Origin of the sequence: Psychrobacter sp. DAB_AL32B (assembly GCF_002224105.1) — a bacterium.
Taxonomy (GTDB): domain Bacteria; phylum Pseudomonadota; class Gammaproteobacteria; order Pseudomonadales; family Moraxellaceae; genus Psychrobacter.
The window spans coordinates 1-18,304 of sequence record NZ_NEXU01000008.1; the positions used below are offsets into that span (position 1 = coordinate 1).

The 18,304-nt window shown below is 41.9% G+C and carries 13 protein-coding genes and 1 pseudogene; 5 read left to right on the forward strand and 9 right to left on the reverse strand.

Annotated elements, in window-relative coordinates:
• The 3 genes and pseudogenes from mfd to CAN34_RS00800 form a co-directional block, all read left to right on the forward strand.
• A pseudogene (mfd, locus tag CAN34_RS00790) lies at positions 1 to 3,498 on the forward strand (transcription-repair coupling factor); the annotation flags it as partial.
• Positions 3,499 to 3,703: 205 nt separating this feature from the next.
• Positions 3,704 to 4,135 (forward strand): HIT domain-containing protein, encoded by a 432-nt coding sequence (locus tag CAN34_RS00795; RefSeq protein ID WP_011513989.1) that lies wholly within the window; start codon positions 3,704 to 3,706, stop codon positions 4,133 to 4,135.
• Positions 4,136 to 4,437: 302 nt separating this feature from the next.
• Positions 4,438 to 5,859, forward strand: coding sequence for an adenylate/guanylate cyclase domain-containing protein (locus CAN34_RS00800; RefSeq protein WP_089554034.1), 1,422 nt, complete (start codon positions 4,438 to 4,440; stop codon positions 5,857 to 5,859).
• Positions 5,860 to 6,056: 197 nt separating this feature from the next.
• Here the strand turns inward: CAN34_RS00800 and fdx are convergent, their stop codons facing one another.
• From fdx to CAN34_RS00840, 8 genes are all read right to left on the reverse strand, one after another.
• Positions 6,057 to 6,395, reverse strand: coding sequence for an ISC system 2Fe-2S type ferredoxin (gene fdx / locus CAN34_RS00805; RefSeq protein WP_079692176.1), 339 nt, complete (start codon positions 6,393 to 6,395; stop codon positions 6,057 to 6,059).
• A gap of 89 nt (positions 6,396 to 6,484) precedes the next feature.
• The gene (hscA, locus tag CAN34_RS00810; protein WP_089554035.1) at positions 6,485 to 8,362 is read right to left on the reverse strand and encodes a Fe-S protein assembly chaperone HscA; all 1,878 of its coding nucleotides are present in this window, start codon (positions 8,360 to 8,362) and stop codon (positions 6,485 to 6,487) included.
• 392 nt (positions 8,363 to 8,754) lie between these two features.
• Positions 8,755 to 9,336, reverse strand: a complete 582-nt coding sequence (gene hscB / locus CAN34_RS00815) for a Fe-S protein assembly co-chaperone HscB (RefSeq protein WP_089554036.1) — start codon at positions 9,334 to 9,336, stop codon at positions 8,755 to 8,757.
• Between the two features lie 55 nt (positions 9,337 to 9,391).
• Complete coding sequence (iscA, locus tag CAN34_RS00820) at positions 9,392 to 9,712, reverse strand: iron-sulfur cluster assembly protein IscA (RefSeq protein WP_025653020.1); 321 nt, start codon at positions 9,710 to 9,712, stop codon at positions 9,392 to 9,394.
• Positions 9,713 to 9,935: 223 nt separating this feature from the next.
• The gene (gene iscU / locus CAN34_RS00825; protein WP_089554037.1) at positions 9,936 to 10,328 is read right to left on the reverse strand and encodes a Fe-S cluster assembly scaffold IscU; all 393 of its coding nucleotides are present in this window, start codon (positions 10,326 to 10,328) and stop codon (positions 9,936 to 9,938) included.
• A gap of 188 nt (positions 10,329 to 10,516) precedes the next feature.
• A complete protein-coding gene (locus tag CAN34_RS00830) occupies positions 10,517 to 11,743 on the reverse strand; it encodes an IscS subfamily cysteine desulfurase (RefSeq protein ID WP_089554038.1) in 1,227 nt (408 codons plus the stop codon).
• Positions 11,740 to 12,252: an Rrf2 family transcriptional regulator gene (locus CAN34_RS00835; protein ID WP_079692171.1), complete on the reverse strand. Its 513-nt coding sequence runs from the start codon at positions 12,250 to 12,252 to the stop codon at positions 11,740 to 11,742. The genes CAN34_RS00830 and CAN34_RS00835 overlap by 4 nt, the downstream gene beginning before the upstream one ends.
• 544 nt (positions 12,253 to 12,796) lie before the next feature.
• Positions 12,797 to 13,444: a hypothetical protein gene (locus CAN34_RS00840; RefSeq protein WP_079692170.1), complete on the reverse strand. Its 648-nt coding sequence runs from the start codon at positions 13,442 to 13,444 to the stop codon at positions 12,797 to 12,799.
• A 481-nt stretch (positions 13,445 to 13,925) separates the two neighbouring features.
• On the opposite strand from CAN34_RS00840, the gene CAN34_RS00845 reads away from it, so the two are divergent.
• Both CAN34_RS00845 and CAN34_RS00850 read left to right on the forward strand, forming a co-directional pair.
• Entirely contained in the window at positions 13,926 to 14,237 is a 312-nt protein-coding gene (locus tag CAN34_RS00845; RefSeq protein ID WP_227516667.1) for an HU family DNA-binding protein, read from the forward strand.
• Positions 14,238 to 14,642: 405 nt separating this feature from the next.
• The gene (locus tag CAN34_RS00850; RefSeq protein ID WP_089554039.1) at positions 14,643 to 16,517 is read left to right on the forward strand and encodes a SurA N-terminal domain-containing protein; all 1,875 of its coding nucleotides are present in this window, start codon (positions 14,643 to 14,645) and stop codon (positions 16,515 to 16,517) included.
• Between the two features lie 184 nt (positions 16,518 to 16,701).
• On the opposite strand, the gene purH is transcribed toward CAN34_RS00850, so the two are convergent.
• Positions 16,702 to 18,282, reverse strand: a complete 1,581-nt coding sequence (gene purH / locus CAN34_RS00855) for a bifunctional phosphoribosylaminoimidazolecarboxamide formyltransferase/IMP cyclohydrolase (RefSeq protein ID WP_079692168.1) — start codon at positions 18,280 to 18,282, stop codon at positions 16,702 to 16,704.
• Between the last annotated feature and the right edge of the window lie 22 nt (positions 18,283 to 18,304).

An 18,304-nucleotide genomic window follows, 5' to 3' on the forward strand; every position in this document is an offset into this window, starting at 1 on the left:
TTGTGTGTGGTCGGAGTGTGTGTGTTTCCCGATTGGGGGTAAGTTATGTAGGAGGAGCTTGAACCGATGTAAGACAGCGTGAGGAGACGCATTAACCTGCTGACGGATATGCCAACCTCAGGAGTGCTGCTAATCTCGGTACAGGCATTGATGCATCGAGTGGCACCGCCCAGCTGGTTGATTGGGCAGCATTTTGATCTTAGTGTTGGTGATCAATTCGATATCAACACCCAGCGTGAATTACTTGCAAAAGCAGGTTACCGAGCGGTTGAAAATGTCTTTGAGCCGGGTGAATTTGCTGTACGTGGTAGTATCATCGATATCTTTGCGATGGGTCAGCCGTTTCCGCTACGTTTGGACTTATTCGATGACGAAATTGAAACCATTCGGTTTTTTAATCCGCAGACCCAGCGTACTTTGACCGTTGATGATCTTAAAGCAATGATGAGTGGTAATGATAGTAGCATGGGCAAGGAATCACTGTCGTTACTGCACAAACTACCGGATATCTCAAAGCCCATTGAGCAGTTCCAAATACTACCAGCGAAAGAGTTTCCACTCGACGAAGGACGCGAGACTTTTCGGACCAATTTTGCCGCGATGTTTCCTAATGCCAGTAGCCGTAAGTTTGAGCTGCATAAAGATGTGATGGCAGGTATTGCTAGCAGTGGACTTGAGTATTACCAGCCGCTATTTTTTGATTTAAAGGCTTGGGAGTCAGAAAGTAGTTTATTCTCCTATTTACCAGATGATGCACTGTTTATTACTGATGAGCTAATTAACGAAAAACAGGTAGATTATTGGTCACAAATCCAGCGCCGCTATGAAGAGCGTCGTCATGATATTGATAAGCCCATCGTTGCACCTGAGTTATTGTACTTATTATCGAATACCCTCAATGAGCATCTAAATTATTATCCACGCATTATTCTGAGTGCGCGTAATGAGCTGGCAACGATGACCGATGTGGCGGTTATTGATGAACATGGCGTAACACCAAATCCAGCATTAACCACTACTTCCACCTCGACTAAGCAACAAGGCTTGGTAACACTTACCGCTCTAGCACCGCCGCAGCTATCAGTGAATCATCAAAAAGCAGAACCTTTAACTGAGCTGTTAGATTTTTTGGCCATACAAGCGCAAACGTCGACACCGGTATTGGTGGTCGCTGAAACTGCGGGTCGCCGCGAGATTCTCATTGAGCTGTTTAAAGGTAAAATTGATATCAAAGCCTATGACAGCTTTGAAGAGTTTTTAGCAACAGATAAGATAAATGCTTTTAAAGATAACAAGTTGCCACAGGTCGGTTTAACCGTTGCGCCCATTGAGCGTGGTGTTTATGTGCCTGAGCGCTTGGTGCTGATTAGTGAAACGCAATTATTTGGTCGGCAAGTATTGCAAACGCGCCGTCGGCGACAAAGTGGTGTATCAGAAGAGTTCTTGGTTAAAAGCGTTACTGAAATAACCGAAGGCAGTCCAGTTGTTCATATCGAGCATGGTATTGGTCGCTATCATGGACTGATTACCTTGGATGTGGGCGACGGTGAGCAAGAGTTTATTCACTTAAAATATGCCGATGATGCCAGCATTTATGTGCCAGTAGCCAATTTGCAAATGATTAATCGCTACAGTGGCGGTGACCCAGCACTCGCGCCGCTGCACAAAATTGGTAGCGGGAAATGGGACAAGGCTAAGCAAAAGGCGCTCGAGCAAATTCATGATGTCGCGGCTGAGCTCCTTAATATGCAAGCACGGCGCGAAGCCAAAGTCGGTATTCATTTCAAAATAGATATCTCGCAATATGAGCTATTTGCCAGTCAGTTTGCCTTTGAAGAAACCCCTGACCAAGCTAATGCTATTCATGCCGTTATGGAAGATATGAAGCAGAACCAACCGATGGATCGTCTCATCTGCGGGGACGTTGGTTTTGGTAAAACAGAAGTAGCGATGCGCGCCGCTTTCATCGCGGTCAGTGCAGGCTACCAAGTAGCGATATTGGTGCCGACGACATTGCTAGCAGGTCAGCATGAAGATAATTTCCGCGATCGCTTTGCTGATTGGCCAATACGTATCGAAACACTATCGCGCTTTGGCGGTAAAAAACATCAAGAAACTGTTCTGACAGATCTTGCAGATGGCAAGGTTGATATCGTTATTGGGACTCATAAGTTATTGCAACCGGATGTGAAGTTTTCTAATCTAGGCTTGATGATTGTCGATGAAGAACACCGCTTTGGTGTGCGTCATAAGGAGCGTATCAAGGCCATTCAGACCGATGTAGATAGTATGTCGATGACGGCGACGCCAATCCCTAGAACGCTTAATATGGCGTTATCTGGTATGCGCGATATGTCGATTATTGCCACGCCACCCGCACGTCGCCTCGCAATTAAAACCTTTGTCATGCAAAAGACAGAGGCACTGATGAAAGAAGCTATCTTGCGTGAGCTATTGCGTGGTGGGCAGGTATATTTACTGCATAATGATGTCGCCAGTATTGAGCGCATGGCGGAGACCATTCGTGAGCTGGTTCCTGAAGCACGGGTAGGGGTTGCGCATGGGCAAATGCAAGAGCGCCAACTCGAACAAGTGATGCAGCAGTTTTATCATAAAAAATTTAACGTGCTGATTTGTTCGACGATTATTGAAACGGGCATTGATGTACCAAATGCCAATACCATCATTATTGAGCGCGCTGACAAGTTTGGGCTTGCTCAGTTGCATCAGTTACGTGGTCGCGTTGGTCGTAGTCATCATCAAGCTTATTGCTACCTGCTAGTACCCTCTATTAAAGGTCTTAAAGGTGATGCTAAGCGCCGGTTGCATGCTATTGAGCGCGCTAACACACTGGGTGCAGGTTTTATGCTGGCTAGTGAGGATTTAGAGATTCGCGGAGCCGGTGAGATACTGGGTAAGCAGCAAAGTGGTAATATGCAAGCGATTGGTTTTAGCTTATATATGGATATGCTTGAGCGTGCTACTAAGGCGATCAAAGCTGGTAAAGAGCCCGATTTGAATACACCATTGTCGCTGACCAGTGAAATTAATCTACATAGCTCGGCGTTGATACCGGAAGAGTATTTGCACGATGTGCATCAGCGTTTGCTGTTTTATAAACGTATTAGCAATGCCGATGACAAAGAAGCGCTGACCGATATCCGCACTGAGATGATTGATCGCTTTGGTATATTGCCGGATCAAACCAAGCAGCTATTTGCCATTCATGGACTGCGTATACAAGCAGAACCATTGAAGATTAATAAAATTGATGCCAACAGCAATAGCATGACGTTAGAGTTTGCGCCTGACACACCAGTCGATGCCTTAGCCATTATTAAACTGATTCAAGCAAATGGTCAGCACTATCGTATGAATGGGGCGTCTGGTATTCGTTATCAGGATGCCGATAAACTGGCAACACCGCAACAGCGCGTTACGGTTATCCAAGAGCTATTACGCTATTTTAGCGAGCATATGGTGGCAGAGTCGGCGTAGATTGGTTGGATAATAACGGCATGTCAGGGATACAAGCTAAGTAGGTTAGCTAGGTAACGCAAAGCCAATGGCTTATGTCGCTATTTTATCGGCTGGATAACTGATAAAATAGCGACACTATATTTTTAACCCCTGATTTTCAGCTTATTGCATTTTACTTTTTTATTTCCTTTTACTTAAGCTCCATAACAAGAGAACCGTCATTATGTTCCAACTTCATCATAAACTTGCTGCCGATAGTTTTTTAGTGGGTGATTTTCCATTATCTACCTGCCGTTTAATCAATGATTGTCAGTTCCCTTGGTTGATATTAGTGCCGCGTGTATCAGGTATCAAAGAATTGTATGAGTTATCTGAGGCTGACCAAACGCAGTTTTTGCGTGAGTCGAGCTGGTTATCAAGCCAACTTGCCAAGACCTTTCAAGCGGATAAAATGAATGTGGCCGCACTGGGTAATCAAGTACCACAATTGCATTTTCATCATATCGTTCGTTATCAAAACGATATGCAATGGCCAAATCCAGTATGGGGCGTGCCTGCTGTTCCTTATAGTAAAGAGGTATTGGCACAGATGCAGCAGACTTTAATGATGGCATTACGTGGTCATCATCAAATGCCATTTGATTGGCAAATGTAATAAAGTCTTAATTGACGGTCTCTAATATTCTTCTTTAAATGCGACCTACCCAAAAAGCCAGATATTTATTATTTGGCTTTTTTTGTTTTAGGCATTAGGTGTCACAATTTCTATTTAGATTGGTTTTAAAGCAAGATGAATGATAAGTGGTATGCTTTCGGTTATGAGTGACATAGGTGCTATAGGAATAAAGAGGTATAATATATAGATTTAGTAACCACTGATATAATCAATAGTTTATAAAAGTACTTTCATTATTATTTACCTCTCTGATGGCTTTCTATTTTAAGCGAATATTGACCATGGCATTTTTAGATATAATAAGCCCAAAAAAATCTATACAGGGTAAGGATGCCTATCGATTTGACTATCCAGAAGTTTTTGTTTTAATACTAAGCGTTATTCTGCTTGCCGTGCACTTTGACTTCAGTCCAACTTCGATGGCGCTTCTCGTCGTTGTCTGCCTACCTAGTCTCATGATCCTAATTTATAACTACCGCCGCCAAACAAGTTTTTGGACGTCCAATATCGTTATTATTTTATTATCTGTGGTCATTGGCTCAATACAGTTCTGTTCTATAATTTCACTGAGTTTGGCGGCGCTAATAGGGCTGCGTGTTATTATTAGTAGCCCCGAAAATCATCTAAAGCTGATAGCGGTATCAGTTGTAACCGTCATTATTTTTTATTATGTTAGCGTCACTTTAAGTATCAATGAAATAGATTGTCATGAAGACTGGATAACCTCCGTCATATTATTGGCAAGTATGATGGTTATCCTGTGTCATTTTCGCCGCGTATATCATGATTATATTCATTACGAAGGCCGTGCTCAGCAAGTGGCTGGGCGATTAAATACCATGGTTTCCGTTATTAATAAATTAACGCGTTTTATACCACCGCAAATCTGGGAACCTATTGTAAAAGCAGACGTCCCCGTGAGTGTTTCTAATAAGCGGGCTAAGCTGACGATCATGTTCTCAGATATCGTCGGCTTTACCGAGCTATCTGATAGTTTAAGCGCTGATAATTTGGCTGATATTTTAAATACCTATATGCACTGTATGACTTTAATTGCCAATAAACATGGTGCAGTATTAGATAAGTTCATCGGCGATGGTATGGTGTGCTTTTTTGGTGAGCCAAATAGCCGTGGCCCACGTCAAGACGCATTAGACTGTGTCGCTATGGCAATAGATATGCGCCGTGAGATGCGCACCTTAAGGCAGAAATGGCGGCTTATGGGCTTTGAAGGCTTGTATATACGTATTGGCATTACCACGGGCTATTGCCATGTCGGTAACTTTGGTAGTAATAATCGTCTCAGCTATACGCTCATTGGCAAAGAAGCCAACCTTGCCTCAAGACTTGAAGCAGTCGCTGGTAAGAGTGAGATATTTATTAGTGAGCGTACCCATGACTATATCTCTCATGATTACGACTGTGAATATGCTGGATCTTTTCAGTTAAAAGGCTTTGATAGTAAAGTAATCGCCTGGCAAGTACTCGACCCAGATGCGAATAAAGGTAAGCTGTCGAAATGGGTGGATCATACACTACCGGGTTTTAACCTCCACCTGAATTTTAGAGACATGCAAGATAACGATTATCAAGATATTCGAAATCGCTTAAATATTGCGCTTGAGCGTATTGAGCAAGAAGAGAAGGCGATTACGCTTGAGATTACTAAAGCGAGTAAGCAGGAAAGTCAACGTCATAAGTAAGTGAAGGCTGATAACATTACTATAGGTAACCATCTTTTATTTTGAATTGACCATATGGGCTTAGAGAATATGGTTTTTGAGCATTGAAAATAGAAAAAAGCCAGTTATTAATAATAACTGGCTTTTTTCATATAACGTTATTTTGTTAATATATGAAACCATCTCGCTAACGATGCTCATAGGTAAGTTATTATTATTTAGTGGTTTTCTTTGGCATGGTTTAACGTGTATTTAGGAATCTCAATAGTTAAATCTTCATCATCAAGCATCACCTGACAGGATAATCGTGAGTCAGGCTCTAAGCCCCAAGCGCGATCTAGCAAGTCGGCTTCGATATCATCCATCTCATCTAGGCTATTAAAACCTTTACGTACCACGACATGACAGGTAGTACAAGCTTTTGACATCTCACAAGCATGCTCAATTTTGATACCCTTTTCTAAAAGCGCTTTGCATAAGTTGCTGCCCGCTTCTAGCTCGACTTCAATGCCTTCAGGGCAAATTTCATGATGGGGTAGTACAGTAATTTTTGGCATAAGGTGTCTATCCAGTGCTAATCAATTTAAAATAAAATCTAAAAAATAAGCTTAATATGATGGTTAAGCTATATTCCTAAACATGTCTACTACCAATCTTGTGCACTAGTCCCCGCCATACTGGCTTTGACGCTTTGGTTCATAATAAGAGCAGCAAAGGCGTCACTATGGGGTTTAAGCTGTGCTTGTTTTGCTTCGATAAGTGCCAAATCGTCAGTATTAAGCGTTGTTTCTAGTGCTTGCATGGTTTCCGCTAGTGATTGTTGTGCTTCAGGTGAGAGTAATGAAGCAAATTCTTTCAGTGCCGATTGGAGCGCCAATACTTCGCGTTCAGCCTCTACCTTAGTTTCGATTAAAGAACGGGCGTTCTTATCTTCTTCAGCGTATTTGAATCCTGCAATCAGTAACTGTTCTTTTTGCTCATCAGACAATCCATAAGAGGGGACAATCTCAATTTTACTTTCTGTTTTGGTCGTCGTTTCTTGTGCACTCACTGTCAGCTGCCCATTAGCGTCAATACTAAAAGTCACTTCAATACGAGCAAATCCAGCTTTCATGGGCGGAATACCATAAAGCTCAAAGCGTCCAAGTGAGCGGCAGTTATCGACTGTCTCACGCTCGCCTTGCACCACATGAATCACCATGCCCGTTTGACCATCTTGATAAGTGGTAAAGATTTGGCGTTTTTTGACAGGAATAGGCGTATTACGCGGGATAAGGACTTCAACCAGACCGCCCATGGTCTCAAGACCGAGCGATAGCGGCGTTACATCTAATAGCAATAGATTGTTATCGCTATCACCGTTGACCAATTGATGCGCTGTCTGTGCTGCGCCTAAGGCGACCACTTCATCTGGATTGAGACGGCAAAGTGGCTGCTTGGCAAAAAATTCCGTAACGACTTGCTGAACCGCAGGCATGCGTGTAGAGCCACCAACCAAGATAACTTCATCTAAGTCTGTCTTAGACAGTTTAGCGTCACGTAATACTTGTTCACAGACGCTCAATGTGCGGCTATTTACTGGTGCTGCGATAGTGAGTAAATCTTTACGGCGCAAGACACCTTGATAAGATTGCTCATTGACGATGATGTCAATATCAACTTGCTCAACGTCAGTCAATGCTTGCTTATACGCTTTGGCTTGTTGGGCAAGTATCGATTTATCATGAAGGCTCACATCTTTAGGGTCGATATGTAATTTTTTGATGAGCCAATTGGTTAAGAGGCGATCAATATCGTCGCCACCGAGCGCACTATTACCACCCGTTGCTAATACTTCAAAGACGCCATCATTCAGTTTTAAAATAGACACATCAAAAGTACCGCCGCCTAAATCATAGATTAGATAATGGCTTTCGCTATCAATGCCGGTAGGCTGGTCAAGCCCATAAGCTACAGCGGCAGCGGTAGGCTCATTTAATAGACGCAGTACATTGATACCCGCCGCTTGAGCTGCATCTTTAGTCGCTTGGCGTTGCGCTTCATCAAAATAAGCGGGCACAGTAATAACAGCACCTTGTATGCTCTCGTCAGGCAATGCGTTAGCAGCACGCTGTTGAAGTGCTGCTAAAATACGCGCTGAAACCTCAACGGGAGATACTTCTCCTTGGGCGGTAACAAACGCTGGCATCGCATCTTTGTCACCACTTAACTCATAAGGGTGTGAGAATTTGATATCTGCTTGACTACGACCCATAAAGCGCTTAGCCGAGATGATCGTATTTTTTGGATCATCTGCTAGATGAGCAAGGGCGTCATAGCCAACCAGTGGCTTGCCTGTGCTTGGATAATAAACCACGGAAGGCAATAAGGTATCAGTCGTTGTGCTTGCTTGCAAAACTTGCGCCTTACCTGAACGCACTACAGCGACCAATGAGCGCGTCGTACCAAGGTCAATTCCTAAACCAAAACGATGTTGGTGAGGCCGAGTACTTTGATTGGGTTCAGCAATTTGCAATAAGGACATAAGACAACTCAAAGATAAAATGAATAAGTGAAATGGAACAAATACAACATGCAGGCTACTATTATTTAACCACTGCATTTTTTACTATCAAATATCAGGCAAATATCAGCACGATATAAATATTCTAATGTAAAAATCAGCCATTAAAGGCGTTCAACGTAACGGATTATACGGGATAGGTGGTACTTTTTTAACCATTGCTTCCAAATAAGTAGTCATTCATTGTATTGATAACTATTTTTAAATTAAAATAACTCTATAAAATTAAGGAGCTTCTATAAAATTAAAGAGCTGTTATAAAAAACCATTAGGCATAAGAAAACCACTATACATATTTGAAGTTGTGATTAAGTCAGCTTTATTTGAAGATGGTACCCGTAAAAGCAACCAGTCTAAACATATAAATCGTCATCATCTAAATGTTCAGTAGTGGCGACCTCATCAAGACCTATAGTGATGTCTGCATCTAATTTCACTAAAAATTTCAATTTCTGAGTCGCATCAATTGCCGTTTGCCAGTCTTGGTTTTGATAAGCATTATTAAAACGTTCAGACTGCTTAGCTAGGCGTTCTGTAATCTTAGGGTGTAGCTGCTGCAGCGCTGACATATCTTTATCGCCAATGGCATCGTCTAGATCAATACGCATTTGCATGGCATCTTCTAAAAATTCCAAATCTGCGATTGAATGCTCTACATTTTGCGCTTGACCGGCTAAATCTAATAGATAACTGGCACGGCTATCAGGCGCACTGAGCGTTTGATAACCTTGATTAATAAGCGCTGACGCTTTCTCAGAATGCTGCTTTGCTTTTGCATTATCTGCCACATTTTTTGCAACATTATCAGGATGATAGTGTTTTTGCAGGAGACGCAGACGCTGATCAAGGCTATGTTGAGTGATATCAAATTGTACAGGCTGCTCAAATAGAGCAAAGAAGTTGTCAAACTGTGCTTCTGGAGTAGTGTCTGTCATATCATATGCCTTTATTTATTATTTTTAGGGCTTCTATCTTATCCAATACAAAAAGTTAAACTGTAAAGGACTCACCACAACCGCATTCGCCTTTTTGATTGGGATTGGTGAATTTAAAGCCTTCATTTAGGCCTTCTTTTTCATAGTCCATCAATAATCCATCTAAATACACCAAGCTTTTAGGGTCAATAAAAATACTAACATCACGACTTTCGTAACGCGTGTCATTTTCATCAGGCGTATCGACAAACTCTAAAACATAAGCCAAGCCCGAACAACCTGCTGTACGGATACCGACTCGTATACCTTCACCTTTACCGCGATTGTCCAAAAAATCTCGAACATGCTGAGCGGCGCGTTCTGTCATTTCAATCATGCCAACTCCTATTAACTATCAATAATAGAGATAAAAAATCTGAATAAATAATTTATATTAATTGGCAAAAATAAGTAATTTGCCAAGATAAGTCGAATAAACCATTTAAAATAAATAAAAGGCGACAATTACATAAGCGTTATTGTCACCTCCTTGGCGTCAGCCACTTTTTAGCAGCTTGCGCTTATATACTAATTAACATAGCGGATCGTTTAAACTACGACTACGCTTCAGCAGGCACATGCTTACCTTTATAGTCACTAATAGCGGCTTTAATAGCGTCTTCTGCTAGTACTGAGCAATGCACTTTTACTGGTGGTAATGCTAGTTCTTCAGCAATGTGACTGTTCTTAATTTCGCCAGCTTGATCTAAGCTTTTGCCTTTTAACCACTCAGTGACGAGTGAGCTTGAAGCAATTGCTGAGCCGCAGCCATAGGTTTTAAAGCGTGCATCTTCAATGATACCATTATCATCAACTTGAATTTGTAGACGCATCACATCGCCACAGGCTGGGGCACCGACCATACCGGTACCAACGTTTTTGGCATTTTTATCAAGATTGCCAACGTTGCGTGGGTTTTCGTAATGATCAATAACTTGGTCACTATAGGCCATGGGATTTTCTCCTAGTTAGATGATGAGCAGTATCTTAGATTAGTAACTTACTAACTTTTAATGTCTACTTACTCATCGATAATTGGGGTCAAACATTTCACTTATAAAAACTGTATTTATAATTGTTTGATTGATCGTCTAATGGCTACATTTAATAACCATATCGTTATTTTACTATTGAATAAATCTTAATGCTCAGACCACTCTACTGAGTCTAAATCAACGCCTTCTTGATACATATCCCAAAGTGGCGATAGAGCACGTAATTTATCAACGGCTTGATGCATCTGGGTAATAACTGTATCAATATCTTCTTCAGTCGTATAGCGACCGAAGCTGAAGCGGATTGAGCTATGTGCTAACTCATCTGGGCGACCGATAGCCCGCAATACATATGATGGCTCAAGCGTTGCTGACGTACAGGCTGAACCTGATGATACGGCTAAGTCTTTTAGCGACATCATGAGCGATTCGCCTTCAACAAAGTTAAAGCTGATATTTACAATGTTAGGAACGCTGTTTTCTAAATCACCGTTTAGATAAATCTCTTCAATATCTTGTAAACCATCCCACAACTTTTGGCGTAATTTTGCCGCGTGATCGTGGTCTTCTTGATAACGCTCATTGGCTAAGGCAAAGGCTGCACCAAGACCAACGATTTGATGGGTAGGCAAGGTACCTGAACGCATGCCGCGCTCATGGCCGCCGCCATGTTGCTCTGCTTTTAGACGAATACGTGGCTTACGGCTGACAAATAGAGCACCAATACCTTTAGGACCGTATGCTTTATGACCTGAGAAGCTCATTAAGTCTATTTTCATCTTTTCAAGGTTGATAAGCACCTTGCCAACAGACTGCGCGCCATCAACATGGAAGATAACGCCCGCTTCACGAGTGATTTCGCCAATAGCAGCAACATCTGTAATCGTACCAAGCTCGTTATTGACCATCATGAGTGATACTAAAATCGTATCTTCACGTAAGGCGGCTTTCACTTGCTCTGGTAAGATCATGCCAGTGCTTGGCTGTGGTTCAAGATAAGTAATCTCGAAACCTTCTTGCTCAAGCTCGCGGCAAGTATCTAGTACCGCTTTATGCTCAATTTTACTGGTAATAATATGCTTACCACGAGACTGATAAAAATGTGCGGCGCCTTTAATGGCTAAGTTATCAGATTCTGTTGCACCAGAAGTAAAGACGATTTCGCGTGGATCCGCATGGATGACGTCAGCAACTTGCCCACGTGCCGTTTCAACTGCTTCTTCAGCTTGCCAGCCATAGCCATGCGAGCGTGATGCTGGGTTACCAAAGATGCCGTCTACCGTCAGATACTCGCTCATCTTGGCAGCGACTGACTTAGCAACTGGCGTAGTGGCGGCATAATCTAAGTATATAAGTTTGTTATGTTGGCTCATGCTGGGTTTGCCTCGCTGGTCGATAAAGTAATAGTATTGATGTCTTTTATAGAAATGTCTTTCGAAGAAAATGTGTGCTGACGGTCTGACACTGACTGCACGTGCTCCATATCTAACAATTGCGCCAATGTTATATTTTTCAAGTACTGCTCAACATGATTGGATAAGGCACACCACAAATCATGAGTGAGGCACATTGTACCACTTTGACAGTCGCCGCGTCCTTCACACTGCATCGCGTTAACCGACTCATCGACAGCAGAGATGATACTCATCACATCTATCTGATCAAGTGGCTTGGCTAAATGATAGCCGCCTGCCGCCCCGCGAATACTCGTGACCAAACCACGCTTACGCAGTTTTGAAAATAACTGTTCGAGATAGGATATCGATATCGATTGTCGCTTAGCAATATCAGATAAAGATACAGCACTCTCTTGTTGGCTAGTTTGCAGTGCTAAATCTAGCAAAGCGGTAACGGCGTATCTGCCTCGAGTAGTCAAACGCATGTGTTATCTCCAAACCTTTTAATGATAAGTTTATTTAACAACGATCTTAGTCTCGTCGTATTATTAGAAGCTAGCTATTTGAAGTAGCTGTTAAAAACACATCATTTATGTGCAATAAGCAAACTTCTAATAAAAATCATTTATCAACTAAGTTGTGTTTTATCGTTATTAAACAACAGATGGTTTACCCGATGTGTGCAACGATAAGGTAATTATACTCAATCCCGAGTAATTTAGTCAAGATTAAAGTGTGGTTGAATGGTTAGTCATACTTATTACGATGATTGATAAAAACAATGGTAAGAAAACGACCGGTAAAAGAAGGAGGGGAGATATCAGAAAATGTGATTTTCAAAGGCGTATGAGATGCTTATAATCATTGTCTGATTTACTGCTTATATTTTAAAGCTTAGTAGTACGAAAAAAATAATGACAAAACAAGTAAGCGAAAAAAAGCGCTTAATATTTCTGAATCATATTAAACGCTATTAAAACCCGTTACTTATTCTCAAAGGTTTATATATATAACATTGCTTAATAAGCGTTAGTTCATCACAAACAATGCGATGATAGCTGCAATAGCGATGACAGTAGCGACTATCGTTGTAATAATAAAGGTCTTTTGCTTACTTTGTAATTCTTTGACAGTCGTTTCAAGCTCACGATTTTTAATGGTTAAGGTAGTGATTTGGGTCTGCTGTTCTTTAATCCGTAGCTTATAGCTCTCTTTTTTATCCGCCTTTTCAGCGTCAGTCGGCTTGGGCTTGCTTTTGCCGCCTTTAATCTTTCTAATCAAACCTTGAATCAAGCTACCTAGACCAAGCTGCATGATAAATTGCTTTACCAGCTGTACTTGCACAGATTCACCGCGCATTTGCAGCTTCTCAGTCGTTTCGCTATCGTGAGTAGTGATGGCATTAATCACTTGAATGCTATAAGCGTTGATGACAACGTCAGGCTCGCTACGTCCAATAGGTAGTCTGTCATCCAATAACACGCCTTTGGTGCTAAAGGTGGCGAATACCTCCACATGCGGTAGATATAATCTAAGGGCAACGACAGTACCTTGCTTGGCAAGCGGATAAGCGGCTTTACGGAGTTCTGGATCTAAACGTAACAGCAGGGTCAGCGCCGATTCGATAAACACCAAAATGACATTAAGAAAAGAGTGAGACAACGTAGAACGCTTCATGTAAATAATCCGTTGTTATTGTTCAAGTTAAAGATAAAAGGACAAGCAAGGATCAAAAACGACCCAAAATGTACAATGAGATTTCGCTTATAGTACCGTCTTTATAATAAAAAGTAACGCTAGTTTCTGTCAGTGGCTAAATTATTACCTGACAATTATTCCTCTAATTAAAGCACTAGGATTAGGCAATAGCCACACTTGAGCCATACTTGCTAATTTGTATTCAAAGATAAAATAGATGAAAATCACTACATTAGGGTTTTATACACCAGAATATAAAATAGCGATCTTGTCACGAAATTGCAGAATGTTTAAGTAACATTGGGTGTTAAATACGTAGTAAGGTGCACAAATATATGTAAAATCGCTTGCGCTCCTTATGTAGCCTTGATATAAAGACGTTAACAAAGCGAAACCTGTTTATGCGTGAGTCAGGTGGTTTTTATTGCTTAAGTACTCTGAGAGCGATACAATACTTGGCGTGAGCGTTTTTTACCCCCTAAAACTTGAAGGAAATTTTATGAATAAGTCAGAATTAATTGATAGCATCGCTGAAAAAAGTGGTCTAAATAAAACTCAAGCTGGTGATGCTTTGAATGCTGTTATGGAAAGCGTGGGCGAAGCTCTAGAAGCTGGCGATAGCATCTCACTTGTTGGTTTTGGTACTTTCAGTGTAAAAGACCGTAAGGCTCGCACTGGCCGTAACCCTAAGACTGGCGAAGAGCTGAGCATTCCAGCTAGCAAAGTACCAAGCTTTAAAGCTGGTAAAAACTTAAAAGAGCGCTTGAACTAAGCCATTCTATTGATAAACATGCGCAGTTGACGACGTGATACACGAATAAAAACAGCGTTTGTTAGCAGTGACACAATAGAAATTCACTTATGGTTTAACTTATAAGCTAAGCTATGAATGAAGCAGCAAAAAAGCACCTAGATATTAGGTGCTTTTTTTAGTGCTATAGTTTGTATTATATCGTGTGAATATTTTGAGTCTGCATTAAAAATCACGTATCATAGGGCGCGCGATAGAGATGTTGATCAAATAAAGGCGATGTTATTCATCTTGAGCGACAATAATAAAATGCACCCTTTCTTATTTTTACCATTTTCTTACCATTGCTAGCTTGTAGAGCGTTGATATTATTAATAGTATTACAATGGTCTTTCATCAATATAGGTTAATAAAGCAGAGATAACTATGGATAAATTGCGCGATTTCTTAAAAAGCTGGCCAGGTCGCATTTTATTGATTTTATGCCTATCGCCGCTCGCTCTATTGGGTGTCGAAAGCTACTTTGGAGGTGGGGTTGATCCCAACCAAATCGCTCAGGTAGGTGATGCTAGTGTGGGGCTATCAGAGTACCAGACTGCTGTAAATAACCGTCGTACCGAGCTTTTAGAGCAAGTTGATGATGCCAGTCTATTAAATGAAGATGTGCTACACGAACAGGTGTTAAAAGGTCTTATCGATCGCACCTTGTTAGAGCAGCAGGCTGGTAAACTTGGCATGACCGTTTCTGACGACACTATTAATCGTCTCTTGCGCCAAGAAGAAATCTTTAAAGATGAAAACGGTGAGTTTTCAAACGATCAGTTTGCAAGCTTTTTGCGTCAGCGTAATATGACCAAAGATCAGCTGTTTACAGAGTTTCGTAATCAGCTAAGCCTTGATCAGCTCAACGCCAGCATTGTTGGGACAGCGGCATACCCTATGCAAGCGGTCAGTCAACTGATTGACTTACAGCTAGAGTCGCGCAATATTTGGCTACATCGTTTTAACTGGCAAGATTATGTCGGTCAAGTTAAATTAAGCAAAAATGACATACAAGCCTATTACGATGCCAATAAAGACACGCTAAAAAGTGCGGCAGTGGTAGATTTGGCTTATCTACAGCTTAGCCCTCAAACTATCCAAGTTAATGAGGTCACGACAGAAGATTTGCAGCAGCAATATGCCGCTTATAAACAGAGTCTTGCTGTCGTCGATGAGCGTAAAATTAGCCAGATTTTATTGACAGGTAATGATGCCAAGGCTCGAGCAGATAAAGTTAAAGCCCGTCTTGCTAAAGGAGAGTCTTTTACCAAGCTTGCTAAAACAGAATCAGATGACCCATCAGGAGAGACTGGCGGTGATATAGGGCTCTTTAACCCATCAGTATTTGGCAATGATGCGGCAGCGGTTGAAAAAGCGCTAGAAGGCTTAAGCGTAGGTGATGTCAGCGCACCTGTTAAGACCAGCTTTGGCTATCAGATATTTACGGTAACTGAAGATAATGGTAGCAAAATACCAAGTTTAGAAAGTATGCGTGAAGAGTTGACGGCGAAAGCAAAAGAATACAAACGTCAGGAAATTTATGCTGATAAAGTGACCGCTATTAATGATTTAGCGGCAGATGGTTTCAGTATTGAAGATATCGCTCAGCAAGAAAATGTGCCATTAAAACGTCTCAAAGATTACCGTAAAGAAAACAATAAATCTGTCCTATCGCAATCAGCGGTGATAAAACAAGCGTTTGACGAGTTTACCATTCAAGACCAAGCCGTCACAGCAGGTATTGAGGTTGGTAATGGTACGGTATGGATACAACCAAGTAATTATCGTCCTACTAAAACATTGTCTTTATCAGCGGCTACGCCAAGAATTACCCAAATATTACGTCAGCAAAAAGCCACAGCACTTGCGCTAAAAAACGCTAAAAAATTAGCAGCTGGTATTAAAACCACTGCCGATATCAGTAAACAGCCTGTTAAATTTCAAGCGTTAGGCAGTGTCAACCGTCAGACCACGCAATTGACAGAAAAAGAGCGTGGCTTAGCGTTTAGTCAGCAAGCAGCAGATAATGGTGTCGTGGCAATTGCTAGCGAGACGGAAATGGGTGCAACATTATTGGTTGGTGACCGTATAAAAACAGAGCAACAGTCACCGCTATCTGATGCGCAAAGAGCGCAAACAGCAGCCATTATTCGTGATAATTTAGGTCAGGATCAGCTACAAGACTATTTAGATTATCTACGTTTGGTGTATAAAGTTGAGATCAATGAAGCCAATATGGCGAATGCTCAAGGACGTTAGGATAAGTATGAAGCGCTTAATCAACTCTGTATTCTAATAGCTCAATTAAACCATAGACATAAAAAAGCCACTGTCGCTATTTAAATAGCGATACAGTGGCTTTTTTAATGAAGGCGATTTTTAGTTTTAAAGGCTTTTAATCTAACATAAGCGTCTTTGATTAATATCGTACCTTGAGAGCAGTTTAATGGCGGAAATGACGCATACCGGTGAATACCATCGCGATGCCATGTTCATTTGCCGCGGCAATGGTTTCGTCATCACGCATAGAGCCACCCGGCTGGATGATAGCAGCAATCCCTACTTCGGCTGCATTATCAATACCATCACGGAAAGGGAAGAAGGCATCAGATGCCATAACCGCACCTTCTGTCGCCAGTCCAGCGTGCTCGGCTTTAATCGCTGCGATACGTGCTGAGTTGACGCGACTCATTTGACCTGCGCCTACACCAATGGTGCGCTGACCTTTTGCATATACGATAGCGTTAGATTTTACATACTTAGCGACGTTCCAGCTAAATAGTAGATCGGCAATCTGTGTTTCAGTCGGCTGCACGTCAGTGACAATCTTTAAATCATTAGCAGTAATCAAGCCCAAATCTTGCTCTTGGACCAGTAGACCACCATTCACACGTTTATAGTCGAGCTGGCTTTCACGCTGCTCAGGTGACGGTAAATCGCCGCATACTAGGACACGTACGTTTTTCTTCGTCGCAGTCGCTTCAAGTACGCCATCTTCAATACTAGGCGCGATGATGACTTCGACAAATTGATTGTCAATAATGGCTTTCGCTGCTGCCACGGTTAGTGGACGATTGAAGGCAATAATGCCGCCAAAAGAAGATTCAGGGTCGGTACTAAAAGCAGTGCGATAAGCGGCTACTTGGTCGTTGTCTACCGCGACGCCGCAAGGATTGGCATGCTTAACAATGACGCAAACAGGTGCGCTAAATGCTTTTGCGCACTCAAGCGCCGCATCGGTATCAGCGATATTGTTATAAGACAATGCTTTGCCTTGTAGTTGCTGAGCGGTTGCAATCGAGGCTTGCTTGCTTTTTGAAGACTGATTTTCGACATAAAAAGCCGCATTTTGATGTGGGTTTTCACCGTAGCGCAGGTCTTGCACTTTTTCAAGCTGGACGTTGAAAGTACGTGAAAAATTCTCAGGCTGCTGGCTTTCATTGACACGGCTGCCTAAGAAGTTTGCAATCATACCGTCGTATTGGGCAGTATGCTCAAAAGCTTTAACGGCTAAATCATAGCGTAAGGCAGTGGTGAGTTCAGTGCCATTACCTAAGGCATCAAGTACGCGCGTATAATCTGCTGGATCAGTCACAATACCAACATGCGCATGGTTTTTTGCTGCCGAACGTACCATAGTAGGACCGCCAATATCGATATTTTCGATGGCATCATTCATGGTCACATCAGCACGAGCAATGGTTTCTGCAAACGGATAGAGGTTTACGACGACTAAATCAATGCGTTCAATCGCGTGCTCACTCATCACGGCATCATCTTTGCCACGGCGTCCTAGAATGCCACCATGAATCTTAGGATGTAGCGTTTTGACTCGACCATCCATCATCTCAGGAAAACCCGTGTAATCTGATACTTCGGTGACGGCGACATTATGCTCTGTGAGCAAACGATAAGTACCGCCAGTCGACAATAAACCAAAACCTGCTTTAATCAGACCTTGAGCGAACTCAACGATATTAGATTTATCGGAGACCGACAGTAGTGCAAGTGGGGTTTTACTCATAAGAAAAGTTCCATAAAAAAAG

Excerpts from the sequence above, each read along its gene's own strand:
- CAN34_RS00795 (WP_011513989.1), top strand. The coding sequence starts at position 3,704 with ATGTTCCAACTTCATCATAAACTTGCTGCCGATAGTTTTTTAGTGGGT.
- CAN34_RS00800 (WP_089554034.1), top strand. The coding sequence starts at position 4,438 with ATGGCATTTTTAGATATAATAAGCCCAAAAAAATCTATACAGGGTAAG.
- fdx (WP_079692176.1), bottom strand. The coding sequence starts at position 6,395 with ATGCCAAAAATTACTGTACTACCCCATCATGAAATTTGCCCTGAAGGC.
- hscA (WP_089554035.1), bottom strand. The coding sequence starts at position 8,362 with ATGTCCTTATTGCAAATTGCTGAACCCAATCAAAGTACTCGGCCTCAC.
- hscB (WP_089554036.1), bottom strand. The coding sequence starts at position 9,336 with ATGACAGACACTACTCCAGAAGCACAGTTTGACAACTTCTTTGCTCTA.
- iscA (WP_025653020.1), bottom strand. The coding sequence starts at position 9,712 with ATGATTGAAATGACAGAACGCGCCGCTCAGCATGTTCGAGATTTTTTG.
- iscU (WP_089554037.1), bottom strand. The coding sequence starts at position 10,328 with ATGGCCTATAGTGACCAAGTTATTGATCATTACGAAAACCCACGCAAC.
- CAN34_RS00830 (WP_089554038.1), bottom strand. The coding sequence starts at position 11,743 with ATGAGCCAACATAACAAACTTATATACTTAGATTATGCCGCCACTACG.
- CAN34_RS00835 (WP_079692171.1), bottom strand. The coding sequence starts at position 12,252 with ATGCGTTTGACTACTCGAGGCAGATACGCCGTTACCGCTTTGCTAGAT.
- CAN34_RS00840 (WP_079692170.1), bottom strand. The coding sequence starts at position 13,444 with ATGAAGCGTTCTACGTTGTCTCACTCTTTTCTTAATGTCATTTTGGTG.
- CAN34_RS00850 (WP_089554039.1), top strand. The coding sequence starts at position 14,643 with ATGGATAAATTGCGCGATTTCTTAAAAAGCTGGCCAGGTCGCATTTTA.
- purH (WP_079692168.1), bottom strand. The coding sequence starts at position 18,282 with ATGAGTAAAACCCCACTTGCACTACTGTCGGTCTCCGATAAATCTAAT.